The sequence below is a fragment of the Lysinibacillus sp. NPDC097162 genome, assembly GCF_044762185.1.
Taxonomy (GTDB): domain Bacteria; phylum Bacillota; class Bacilli; order Bacillales_A; family Planococcaceae; genus Lysinibacillus.
Genome location: NZ_JBIWDT010000004.1, coordinates 112,039 through 123,944 on the forward strand (window position 1 = coordinate 112,039; position 11,906 = coordinate 123,944).

12 protein-coding genes are annotated in these 11,906 nt (G+C 39.6%); all 12 read left to right on the forward strand.

What is annotated here, in order from left to right:
• The first annotated feature begins 404 nt into the window (after positions 1-404).
• The 12 genes from ACIQXW_RS17285 (at position 405) to ACIQXW_RS17340 (ending at position 11,825) form a co-directional block, all read left to right on the forward strand.
• Positions 405-1,577, forward strand: a complete 1,173-nt coding sequence (locus tag ACIQXW_RS17285) for an ATP phosphoribosyltransferase regulatory subunit (RefSeq protein WP_401020027.1) — start codon at positions 405-407, stop codon at positions 1,575-1,577.
• Positions 1,570-2,193, forward strand: a complete 624-nt coding sequence (gene hisG / locus ACIQXW_RS17290) for an ATP phosphoribosyltransferase (RefSeq protein WP_340822501.1) — start codon at positions 1,570-1,572, stop codon at positions 2,191-2,193. The genes ACIQXW_RS17285 and hisG overlap by 8 nt, the downstream gene beginning before the upstream one ends.
• Positions 2,194-2,276: 83 nt before the next feature.
• Positions 2,277-3,551 carry a histidinol dehydrogenase gene (hisD, locus tag ACIQXW_RS17295; protein ID WP_402764147.1) on the forward strand — a complete coding sequence of 425 codons (1,275 nt, stop codon included), beginning with the start codon at positions 2,277-2,279 and terminating at the stop codon, positions 3,549-3,551.
• Positions 3,552-3,555: 4 nt separating this feature from the next.
• Positions 3,556-4,155, forward strand: a complete 600-nt coding sequence (gene hisB, locus ACIQXW_RS17300; protein WP_401020021.1) for an imidazoleglycerol-phosphate dehydratase HisB — start codon at positions 3,556-3,558, stop codon at positions 4,153-4,155.
• Entirely contained in the window at positions 4,152-4,784 is a 633-nt protein-coding gene (hisH, locus tag ACIQXW_RS17305; protein ID WP_402764150.1) for an imidazole glycerol phosphate synthase subunit HisH, read from the forward strand. The genes hisB and hisH overlap by 4 nt, the downstream gene beginning before the upstream one ends.
• Entirely contained in the window at positions 4,778-5,539 is a 762-nt protein-coding gene (hisF, locus tag ACIQXW_RS17310; protein WP_402764153.1) for an imidazole glycerol phosphate synthase subunit HisF, read from the forward strand. Before hisH ends, hisF begins: the two co-directional genes overlap by 7 nt.
• Entirely contained in the window at positions 5,536-6,153 is a 618-nt protein-coding gene (gene hisIE, locus ACIQXW_RS17315) for a bifunctional phosphoribosyl-AMP cyclohydrolase/phosphoribosyl-ATP diphosphatase HisIE (RefSeq protein WP_402764156.1), read from the forward strand. Before hisF ends, hisIE begins: the two co-directional genes overlap by 4 nt.
• A gap of 90 nt (positions 6,154-6,243) precedes the next feature.
• Positions 6,244-7,761 (forward strand): tetratricopeptide repeat protein, encoded by a 1,518-nt coding sequence (locus ACIQXW_RS17320; protein WP_340822512.1) that lies wholly within the window; start codon positions 6,244-6,246, stop codon positions 7,759-7,761.
• 104 nt (positions 7,762-7,865) lie between these two features.
• On the forward strand, positions 7,866-8,810 hold the full coding sequence (trxB, locus tag ACIQXW_RS17325; protein WP_402764159.1) for a thioredoxin-disulfide reductase: 945 nt from the start codon (positions 7,866-7,868) through the stop codon (positions 8,808-8,810).
• Between the two features lie 668 nt (positions 8,811-9,478).
• Positions 9,479-9,946: an NUDIX domain-containing protein gene (locus ACIQXW_RS17330; RefSeq protein ID WP_340822515.1), complete on the forward strand. Its 468-nt coding sequence runs from the start codon at positions 9,479-9,481 to the stop codon at positions 9,944-9,946.
• A gap of 9 nt (positions 9,947-9,955) precedes the next feature.
• Positions 9,956-10,849 carry an RNase adapter RapZ gene (gene rapZ, locus ACIQXW_RS17335; protein ID WP_340822516.1) on the forward strand — a complete coding sequence of 298 codons (894 nt, stop codon included), beginning with the start codon at positions 9,956-9,958 and terminating at the stop codon, positions 10,847-10,849.
• Between the two features lie 4 nt (positions 10,850-10,853).
• Positions 10,854-11,825, forward strand: a complete 972-nt coding sequence (locus ACIQXW_RS17340) for a gluconeogenesis factor YvcK family protein (protein ID WP_340822518.1) — start codon at positions 10,854-10,856, stop codon at positions 11,823-11,825.
• The last annotated feature ends 81 nt before the right edge of the window (positions 11,826-11,906 follow it).

Consider the following 11,906-nt stretch of genomic DNA (forward strand, 5'->3'; position numbering starts at 1 on the left):
TAGTTGATGGTAGCGGAGGCGGTGACTCCTGCGGGAAAAGCACAAAACGTAAGACGCAACAAACCGCGCGTTAGCGAGGGTTGCGGCTTACGGTGTGCCCGCGGAAAGCACCGCCGTAGCGGACATCAACGGCGTTGGAAAAAGTGTTAGATTGATTGCAGTCAATCTAACACTTTTTCTTTTGTCCTAGCTATTTTTACGTTATTCAAGCTGTGTAATAGAGATTGATAAAAGTTCCACTTTATATAAATAGGTGTATAATTAACTGAATAATAAGTAATTAAATTTTTAGAGAATTCAGTGCGTAATATATTGACTGAATAAAAGGAATGCGTTAAAATACTTTCATATTCTAATTCTCTAGCACTCTAGTGAGTTAAAGTGAAACGTGAGGAAGTGTCAACATGTCAGCGATTAAAATGTTTGAAAAGCCACTTGGTATGCGCGATAAATTTCCGCAAATTTATGAAAAAGTAGAAGCTGTAAGACATACAGGTCGAAGCTTTTTACGCTCAAGAGGCTATGAATTTATAAAAACGCCTACAGTAGAGTATTTCGATACAGTAGGTAAAGCATCTGCAATTTCCGATGCGCATTTATTCAAGCTTGTAGATAGTCAGGGTAATACGCTCGTCCTACGTCCTGATATGACAACACCGATTGCTCGAGTAGCCACTTCGAAATTATTAAAAGAAATGATACCGCTCCGCTTAGCTTACTTTGCTAGTGTATTCCGTGCACAGGAAACAGAAGGTGGACGGCCAGCAGAATTTGAGCAAATGGGTGTTGAGCTAATCGGTGATCATTCTGTATTTGCGGATGCTGAGGTAATCGCTACAGCAATGGAACTGTTAAAGCAGTTTGGTATAGAAAATTTCAAAGTAACGATTGGACATGCAGGTGTTTTAAATTGTATTTTACAGGACTATACAGAAAGTATCGAACAAGAAGACGCACTACGCACTTTGCTTGTGCAGCGTAACTACGTAGGCTTTGAAGAGGCAGTGGCGTCATTTGATTTACCAAAGACAAAATCAGATGCATTGTTACAATTTATCGAAGAGGCAATGACTTTAAAGGAAATTCGAGATATTGAAAAATATGTGCGGAAAAATGACGCATTAGAATATATGCAACAGCTCGCAAAATTGTTAGAAGTTGCTGACTTAGCTCAGTATGTTGCGTTTGATTTTACACTATCAAGCCATATGAGCTATTACACAGGCATGTTATTTGAAGTGTTTGCATCAGGCTCCGGTTTCCCATTAGGAAATGGTGGACGTTATGATGGATTACTTGAAGTATTTGGCTCAAAAGTTGGGGCTACAGGCTTTAGTATTCGTGTAGACAGACTATTAGAAACGATAACAGCGCAAGCTTTGCAAAAGGAAGAAGCTGTCGTTGTGCTATTTGAGGAAGCAGACTTTGAGGTGGCTCTTGAAAAGATACAAGCTTTAAGAGCAGCGGGAAAACAAGCGACCTTACAGTTAAGAAGTAGTTTAGTCGATGAAGCAGCCTTTTTAACGCATTTTACTGAGGTAGTTGTTGTTGGACAGGAGGAAGTTCGAGGTGAATGAATTAACGATTGCTATGCCGAAAGGGCGCATTTTTGAAGAGGCATACCAAATGCTTATCGAAGCAGGCTTTAATTTACCAGAAGAGGTTGAGATGACGCGTAAATTAATGATAGAAATTCCTGAAGAAAAAATTCGTTTTATACTAGCAAAACCTATGGATGTTCCTGTGTATGTCGAGCATGGTGTTGCAGATATAGGCATTGCCGGAAAAGACGTGTTACTGGAACAACAGCGAGTCGTCCATGAGCTTCTTGATTTAAGAATAAGTACATGCTATATCGCATCAGCAGGCTTACCTAATACGACGATGAACGAAATTGCGCCACGCATTGCGACAAAATATCCAAACATTGCGATGAAGTACTATAAAGGTATTGGCGAGCAAGTAGAAATTATTGAATTAAATGGGTCGATCGAGCTTGCACCGATGATAGGCTTAGCGGACCGTATAGTAGATATTGTATCGACAGGACGTACCCTTAAAGAAAATGGCTTAGTAGAGTATGAGTTTATTACGGATGTATCCTCGCGCTTAATTGCCAATCCAGTGAGCTATCGAATGAAAGGCGATCGCATCATTGACCTGGTAAAACGCTTAAAGAATTGCGTCGACTAATTAAATATCACGTGCTTCTACTTATATACTAGTTGCAAAAAGAGCGCTGCACGAATTGCTAGAAACCAAAGGGGACTTTTTTCATGAAAATAACAAAGTTAGCAAAAGGTATTTCCTTGAAACGACCACTTGAAGGTGGCAACGAAGAACAATTAAAGGTTGTACGACAAGTATTGGCGGATGTCCGAGCGCAAGGTGACATCGCAGTACGTACATATACAGAAAAATGGGATGGCTTTGCTCCTGACAATTTACGTGTCACAAAGGAAGAAATTGCAGAGGGCGTAAACGCGATAGATGCACAGCTATATGCAGATTTAATGGAAGCTGCACAAAATATTCGTCTCTATCATGAGCAACAAAAGCGTTCTGGCTATCGAATGGAATTAGCAGATGGCTCTTGGCTTGGACAACGTATTACTGCGCTCGATGCAGTAGGTCTTTACGTTCCAGGAGGGACAGCTGCATATCCCTCCTCCGTATTGATGAACGTAATTCCTGCACAAGTAGCTGGGGTTAAGCGAATTGTTATTACATCACCTGCTGGTCGTGACGGTAAATTACCTGCTGGCGTGCTTGCTGCTGCTCATATTTTAGGAGTAGAAGAAGTATATAAAATTGGTGGTGCACAGGCAATTGCGGCACTTGCCTACGGAACGGAAACGATTCAAGCGGTCGATAAAATTACAGGCCCTGGCAATATTTTTGTAGCACTTGCTAAACGTGAAGTATTTGGTGAAGTTGCAATTGATATGATTGCGGGACCAAGTGAAATTGCAGTAATTGCAGATGAAACAGCCTTTGCAGATGAGGTTGCTGCAGATCTTTTATCACAGGCAGAGCATGATAAAATGGCTTGTGCCATTTTAGTGACAACATCTGAGCAACTTGCTAAAAACGTAGCACTTGAAGTGGAAAAGCAATTAGCCACTTTACCACGTGAAGAAGTAGCACGTGCGTCAATAGAAAATTATGGTGCGATTTATATTGCCGAAACGATGTCAGATGCAGTAGACGCAATTAACTCATTAGCTCCAGAACATTTAGAAATCGTTACAAAAAATGCGGAAGCTGTGGCAGAGCAAGTACGTCACGCTGGCGGTATCTTTATCGGGCGATATAGCTCAGAGCCTGTTGGTGATTATTTTGCAGGCACAAACCATGTATTACCGACAAACAGCACAGCTCGTTTTGCGAGTGGTTTAAATGTAGATGACTTCGTGAAAAAATCGAGCATCGTTTATTACACTGAAAAAACGTGGGCCGATAATGCCCCGAAAATTGCACGCTTAGCTCGCATGGAAGGCCTAGAGGGGCATGCTCGTGCAGTAGAATCTCGTGGATGGGAAAAGGAGTAGAACGATGACAGAACAGAAACGCTACGCAAAGGTAGAACGTACAACAAATGAAACACAAATATCAGTAGCCATTGATTTAGATGGTGAGGGCAAGGCGGATATACAAACAGGTGTTGGTTTTATGGACCACATGTTGGATTTATTTATTAAACATGGTCTTTTTAATGGCACAATTCAAGCGAACGGTGATACGCACATTGACGATCACCACACGACAGAAGACCTTGGCATTGTGTTAGGACAAGCAATTCGTGAAGCGCTTGGTGATAAGAAAGGCATTAAACGTTACGGTAACGCCTTTGTCCCAATGGATGACGCACTTGCTCAAGTCGTGGTTGATTGCTCAAATCGTCCGCATTTAGAATATCGCGTGCCGGAGCTAAAAGAAAAGGTAGGCACTTTTGATACAGAATTAGTGCATGAGTTTTTATGGAAATTCGCACTTGAAGCAAGAATGAATGTGCATGTAATTGTGCCATATGGTCATAATACGCACCATATAATTGAAGCTATCTTTAAGGCGTTAGCCCGTGCGATTGATGCGGCAGTTGAGATTGATCCTCGTGTTAAAGGTGTACCTTCAACAAAGGGGCTGTTAACGTGAAAATCGGTGTAATCGACTATGGGATGGGCAATTTATTTAGTGTCGAGGAAGCATTAAAACGTCTGGGCTGTGAGGTCGTTGTAACAGCAGATGAACACGAGCTAGATGAAGTCGATGCACTTTTACTGCCAGGTGTGGGCGCTTTTCCAGATGCAATGAAACGCTTAGCGGAAACAAAATTAGATAACTACCTACAAAAAGTAAAGGCAGAAAATCGACCATTGCTCGGTATTTGTTTAGGGATGCAGTTACTATTTGAGGAAAGTGCAGAAGTGACATTAACGAAGGGCCTTGGGTTCTTCAAAGGGAGTATTCAGCGCTTTAGTGGTGTTCAAGGGGAACAATCCTTTCGAGTACCTCATATGGGGTGGAATGAATTGATTGTGACAAATCGTCCTGCATGGTTAAAAGATGAAGCAACTGCTGAACATGTTTATTTTGTCCATTCATTTTATGCGACAAATATTGATGCAACAGAGCTTGTGGCTTATGCAGACTATCATGGTATTGAAGTGCCAGGCATCGTTGCAAACGGCTCTATTACAGGTATGCAGTTCCATCCTGAAAAATCGGGTGAGTTAGGCGTGTACTTATTAGAACAATGGTTAAAAGGGGTGGCGGCGTGCTAACAAAACGTATTATTCCATGTCTTGATGTGAAGGATGGGCGTGTTGTCAAAGGTGTACAGTTCGTTTCATTGCGCGATGCAGGAGATCCGGTAGAGCTTGCAAAGTTTTATGATGAGCAAGGGGCAGATGAGCTTGTATTTTTAGATATATCGGCATCGCATGAAGGTCGTGAAACAATGGTCGATGTGGTGCGCCAAACAGCGGCGACATTAGCTATTCCATTTACCGTTGGCGGTGGTATTCGCTCGTTAGAGGATATGAAACGTATTTTACGAGCTGGTGCTGATAAAGTATCCGTTAATACATCTGCTTTAGAACGTCCAGAGCTTATTAAGGAAGGTTCTGACTTCTTCGGTGCTCAATGTATTGTTGTTGCAATCGATGCGCGCTACAGTGAAGAAGACGGTACGTGGATGGTGTATACACACGGAGGCCGCAACAAAACATCATGGCGAGTGATAGAGTGGGCAAAAGAGGCTGTTCGCTTAGGCGCTGGTGAGATTTTATTAACAAGTATGAATCAGGACGGAGAAAAATCTGGCTTTGATTTAGCGTTAACAAAAGCGGTAAGAGATTCCGTGACAGTCCCCGTCATTGCAAGTGGTGGTGCAGGGAATGCCGAACATTTTTACGAAGTATTAGCAGATGATGTAGATGCAGATGCAGCACTTGCAGCATCCATTTTTCATTACAAGGAAACGAGCGTAGCGCAAGTAAAACAATACTTACGTGAAAAAGGAGTGGCAGTTCGATGATTGATAACATTAAATTTGACGATAAAGGTCTTGTGACAGCTGTTGTGCAAGATGCCAATACAAAAGAAGTATTAACAGTAGCTTATATGAATAAAGAGTCATTAGAAAAAACATTGGAAACAGGCGAAACATGGTTTTACTCACGTTCTCGCGAAGAGCTATGGCATAAAGGAGCTACAAGTGGAAACGTACAAAAGGTAGTATCCATTAAAGCGGATTGTGATGGCGATGCATTAGTTGTAGAAGTACTTCCTGCTGGCCCAGCATGCCACAATGGAACGACTTCTTGCTTTACTAATGTACTTCAAGAAAATGCTAAAGTTGGCTCGGTTGGTATTATCCCTGAACTAGTCAAAGTAATTGAAAAGCGTGAGCAAGAAATGCCAGAGGGAGCATACACTACATATTTATTCGATAAAGGCATCGATAAAATTTGTAAAAAAGTTGGAGAAGAAGCAACAGAGGTTGTCATCGGTGCAAAAAATCGTGATGCAGAAGAGGTAAAATGGGAAGCAGCAGATTTAATTTACCATCTATTAGTTTTACTACAAGAACAAAAAGTAAATGTTTTTGATGTATTGCATGTGTTGGAAAAACGTCACGAGGAGAAATAACAGCATATCGCTTATTGTATGGTATAATATAAGTTACTGTAAAAAGGAACGTATGATGCGTTCCTTATTTCTTGTTTCGGAGGAAATATTTTGGAAAAGAAACGTCAAAAAGAGAAGCAAACGAATGTCGTATCGTTCATTCCAACAGGCGACTATTATTATAAAAAATCAATTCAAGCGATGAATAGCGGACAGATGGATAAAGCCTATAAATATTTACAGCGTGCTGTTGATTTAAGTCCAGATGATCCAATGATTTTATTGCAATTAGCGATTGTAGAATTAGAAGGTCAAGGTTTTGAAGAAGCCTATGATTTACTTCGCCGTGCCTATCAATTAGATCCAAATGAGCCGGAAATTATATTTTATATGGCGGAAGTGTCTGGGTGCGTCGGCATTATTCAAGATGCCAAACGCTTTGCGGAGCAGTACTTAGAAATGGAACCTGAGGGTGCTTATGCAGATGAAGCGGCAGAAATATTGGAGTTTGTAGCTTTTGAACAAGATGATTATGAAGAGCTTGAAGGCAGTGGCGAGGATTTATATCGTCAGGAGCAAGCTCGTCGTTGTATGGAAAAGGGAGATTTTCCAGAAGCAATAAACATTTTAGAACAACTAGTAGAAGATAGACCAGAATTTTGGTCTGCATACAATAATTTAGCTTTAGCTTATTTTTATGTCGGTGAAGCAGAGCAGGCAAAAGCAATTCTAAACACTGTACTGCGTGAAAATAAAGGAAATTTACATGCGTTATGCAATTTAACGGTTATTGCGTATTATGAGAAAAATGATGAGGAATTAAATGCCCTTTTAGAAGTGTTGGTGAAAATACAGCCTTATGCTTGGGATCATCGTTATAAACTAGGTGCAACGCTTGCACTTATTGGTCAATATGAAATAGCCTTTAAATGGCTACGAAGCATGCAAAAACGTGGCTATTTAGGTGATCCAGGATTTTACTTTTGGTTATCTCATGCGGCATATTTCTCTGGCTATGATGAAATTTCAAAGGGTGCTTGGGAGCAGTTGCTTGAGCTTGATCCAGAGAAAGAGGGCTTTGAACCTTGGCGTCAGCATGAAAATACATATGAGCTTGACGCATTAGAACATGATCGTGACTTCATTGTATCTAAACTTGAAAGTGAATATATAAGTGATCGTCTATTCGGTTTGTTTTTACTAAAAGGTACAGCGCATAAACAGGAAATCATTGCTCATCCTAAATGGATAGATGTTGAACAATTTGATGCTTTTGAAAAGCTTTTTTTAGCTTATGCACTTGGTCATCAGTTTGATGAAAAAAACAAAGTCGAGGCAAGCTTTTTAAGAGCCGTCCGTGTATCAGAAATATTATTAGAGCAATATGGGAAAATGACAACATTAGTTGCACCGATGTTTCAAATGTGGTTTGTGCTTTGTGAACAAGCACTTAGTGAAAATTATCGCTTTACAAATCCAGCAGCAATTGCAGGTGCAAATGATTTCTTATTCCGCTCATCTCGCATGTTGAAGGTGACGAAAAAGGAAATTGCAGAGCAGTATGGGATATCTGTGTCTACATTATCTAAATATATTGAAGAAATGTTAACGTTTTTACCAACGAGTTAAATTAAGGTTGTGAGCAACATAGTTGAATAACTTAATGCTTTCACATACGATGAACATACTAACGTTATTATAAAAAAGTTTTACAAGTTTAGGAGGAAGTATGTATGTCAGAAGAAAAAATTTATGATGTTGTTATTATCGGAGCAGGACCTGCCGGCATGACTGCGGCTGTTTATACATCACGTGCAAACCTTTCAACGCTAATGATTGAGCGTGGTATTCCTGGCGGACAAATGGCGAATACAGAAGAAGTAGAAAATTATCCAGGGTTTGATACTATTTTAGGGCCTGAGCTATCTACTAAAATGTTCGACCATGCGAAAAAATTTGGCGCTGAGTATGCATACGGTGATGTTTCAGAAATCATCGATGGAGAAGAATACAAAATCATTAAATCTGGTGCTAAAGAATATAAAACACGATCAATTATCCTTTCTACAGGTGCAGAATATAAAAAAATGGGTGTACCAGGTGAAAAAGAACTTGGTGGACGCGGTGTCAGCTATTGTGCAGTATGTGATGGTGCATTCTTTAAACAAAAAAATCTCGTTGTCGTAGGTGGTGGGGATTCAGCTGTTGAAGAAGGCGTTTATTTAACACGTTTTGCTGATAAAGTAACAATTGTTCACCGTCGTGACAAATTACGTGCTCAAAAAATTCTACAAGATCGTGCATTTGCCAACGAAAAAATTGATTTCATTTGGAATGCAACAGTAAAAGAAATTAACGATGCTAACGGTAAAGTAGGCAGCGTTACGTTACAATCAACTGTTGACGGCACAGAATCAGAATTTAATGCAGATGGCGTATTTATCTATATTGGTATGCTTCCATTAACAAAACCTTTTGGAGCATTAGGAATTTTAAATGAAGCTGGTTATATTGTGACTAACGATAATATGGAAACTAAAGTACCAGGTATTTTTGCTGCAGGAGATGTACGTGAAAAATCGCTTCGCCAAATCGTAACTGCGACTGGCGACGGTAGTATTGCAGCACAAGCAGCACAACATTATGTGGAAGAATTATTAGAAAAAATTAACGCATAATTGGCCTAAAAAACAGTTCGTATCGAATACCAGCGTTTAGCGACAAAAAGCTGGTTGCTATTGGCCGTTATTACCGGAAAAAAATACAATTTTTTAATACGGTTTTAATATTGCTGTAACTTGAATGACATATAAAAGGTGTATTATTTAGAGTGTAATTAGCAATCCCCCTTTTATTTTTTTAGTAGGTTGTTTCCGCCTAATTAGGTGGGAGCAACCTATTTTTGATATTTGTGTTAGTGCCAGTCACTAAAACAATTCTGAATTCTTATGAGTTGTGCCAGTGCCAGTCACTAAAACAATTCTGAATTTAAGTGAATCTCTCCATATAAATTCCTGTAGCAACAGTACAAAAAGTAAGGCGCAACAAACCGTACGAAAGCGAAGTGGAGTTTTATGCAATAATAAGCCTGATGCTTAGGCTTATTATTTTTGAATGTGTCATGTCTAACAACAGAAAACTGTATACTATAAGTATGATTATTCGTGTAAAATAACTGTCATTGGGAGTACGACGAGCCTTTATACAAAAAGAAACAAAAACCCTAAATGATGATTCAATATAATCGATTTTTTGCGCAAGATACCATAGTTGTGAAATGAGGACAAACTCTGATAGGTCTTGCTATAATAAAAAATATAATGCAAAAGAGATTAGAGGTGTGTCTATGCAAAGAATTGCAAACTTAATTGCCGTAAAAGACGGCAAAGTATTATTACTTCAAAAGCCGAGACGGGGCTGGTATGTAGCACCAGGCGGAAAAATGGAGAGCGGTGAGTCGATTTATGAGGCTGCTTTACGTGAGTTTCAGGAAGAAACAAATGTTATACCATTGAACGCGCATCTAAAGGGTGTATATACGATGATTATTAAAGAAGATAACGTTAAGGTGGATGAATGGATGCTCTATACTTTTATGGCGAAAGATATAGAAGGAGTACCATTCGAAGAAACAAGAGAAGGTAAGCTTGCATGGCACCCAGTTGGGGATTTAAAACATTTGCCGATGGCTGAAGGTGATCGAACAAATTTACAATTTGCTGTTTCGCAATCAGGCATTCAGTACGGCACATTCGAATACACGAAAGATTTTGAATTGCTTCATGAGAAAATACAAATATCAATAGAACAATAAAGGAGCTGCATGACAGTGGTGGTTGAAAGTCAACAATGTACACATGAATTGGTCATTATTACAGGAATGTCTGGAGCTGGGAAGACCGTAGCTATTCAAAGCTTTGAGGATTTAGGGTATTACTGTATTGATAATTTACCACCAGCGTTACTCACGACTTTTTTAACTTTACTAAGGGATTCAGGTAAAAATATTACACGTATTGCAGCTGTCATGGATATGCGTGGCGGCAACTTTTTTGATTCGCTTATTGGTGCGCTCGACCAAATATTAAAAGAAGGCGACATCATTGTCCGCATTTTATTTTTAGATGCAGATGATGCAACGCTTGTAAGACGTTATAAGGAAACAAGACGTGCGCATCCGTTAGCTGTAACTGGTTTACCGCTAGATGGTATTAAACAAGAACGCGTACTTCTATCAGAAGTAAAAGGTCGCGCTAATTTCGTTTATAATACGTCTAACATGAAACCAAAAGAGCTACGCGAGAAAATCGTTAAGGAATTTGCAAGTGATGCAGATCATACTTTTTCAATTAATATTATGTCCTTTGGATATAAACACGGTATGCCAATAGATGCAGACTTAGTATTTGATGTGCGCTTTTTAAAAAATCCTTATTATGTGGAGGAATTGCGCCCTAAAACTGGTTTGCAAACTGAAGTCTCTTCTTATGTATTAGCGTTAGAGGATACACAAATCCTTATTCAAAAACTAACGGATTTGTTTGAATTTATGATACCGCTTTATAAACAAGAGGGGAAATCACAACTTGTCATTGCTTTTGGTTGTACAGGAGGACAGCATCGTTCGGTGACTTTAGCAGAATATTTTGGCGCTTGCTTAGCCAAAAAAGAAAATGCTGTGATATCGCACCGTGACATCAATCGAAGAAAGGATTGAGTGAATGGGGAAAAAGCATACAAGGCTAGTTGTAATAGGTGGTGGTACTGGCCTTTCTACGTTACTACGTGGTTTAAAGCATCACCCGTTTGATATCACTGCAATTGTAACAGTTGCGGATGATGGTGGTTCCTCAGGACGTTTACGTGATGATTACGATATCCCTCCGCCTGGTGATGTTCGTAATGTCATCGCTGCATTATCGGATGTGGAGCCACTCGTTGAGCAAATGTTTCAATATCGTTTTTCGGTATCAGAGGATTTAAATGGTCATTCTCTTGGCAATTTAATGTTAACGGCATTAACCGATATTACCGGAGATTTTAGCCATGCTATTAGCGAAATGGGAAAAGTTTTAAAAGTACATGGTCGAGTAATTCCAGCGGCTAATAAAAAAATTACTTTAAATGCCGAATTAGAAGATGGGGTAGTCATTGAAGGGGAGTCGAAAATTCCAACTGCTGGAAAGCGCATTAACCGCGTTTTTTTAGTGCCTGACAATGTGCAACCGCTACCGGAGGCAATACGAGCCATTAATCGAGCTGACTATATTTTAATAGGACCTGGAAGCTTATATACGAGTATTATTCCTAATTTGCTAGTAAAAGAAATTGGAGAAGCTGTAGTAAGAGCCAAGGGACGAAAAATTTATGTATGTAATTTAATGACCCAAAAAGGTGAAACGATTTCATATACAGCAGGTGACCATGTTGAAGCTATTCACAAGCATGTTGGAAATTCTTTTATTGATGCTATTTTAGTAAATGATGAACAGCTTCCGCACCCCGTTAAAGAGCTGTATAAAGAAGAATGTGCGGAGCCCGTAACATTTGATGTTGGTAAGCTGGAAAGTATGGGATTAGAGGTTATTAAACGTGATATTGCAACCATTCGACCAGATGGGACAGTTCGCCATAATTCTGCAAATGTAGCACAATGGCTTGTGGATTATGCAAAAATCTTACCGAAAAAGTAAGGAAGCCTACAATAGAGTCCTAAAGAATGCTTGTTGTATATGGTAAGATGAACATATACATAGAAATAAAGGTCGAAAGGA

Bases quoted from the DNA above. Each gene is read 5' to 3' on its own strand.
- ACIQXW_RS17285 (WP_401020027.1), top strand. From the start codon at position 405: ATGTCAGCGATTAAAATGTTTGAAAAGCCACTTGGTATGCGCGATAAA.
- hisD (WP_402764147.1), top strand. From the start codon at position 2,277: ATGAAAATAACAAAGTTAGCAAAAGGTATTTCCTTGAAACGACCACTT.
- hisB (WP_401020021.1), top strand. From the start codon at position 3,556: ATGACAGAACAGAAACGCTACGCAAAGGTAGAACGTACAACAAATGAA.
- hisIE (WP_402764156.1), top strand. From the start codon at position 5,536: ATGATTGATAACATTAAATTTGACGATAAAGGTCTTGTGACAGCTGTT.
- trxB (WP_402764159.1), top strand. From the start codon at position 7,866: ATGTCAGAAGAAAAAATTTATGATGTTGTTATTATCGGAGCAGGACCT.
- ACIQXW_RS17330 (WP_340822515.1), top strand. From the start codon at position 9,479: ATGCAAAGAATTGCAAACTTAATTGCCGTAAAAGACGGCAAAGTATTA.
- rapZ (WP_340822516.1), top strand. From the start codon at position 9,956: ATGACAGTGGTGGTTGAAAGTCAACAATGTACACATGAATTGGTCATT.
- ACIQXW_RS17340 (WP_340822518.1), top strand. From the start codon at position 10,854: ATGGGGAAAAAGCATACAAGGCTAGTTGTAATAGGTGGTGGTACTGGC.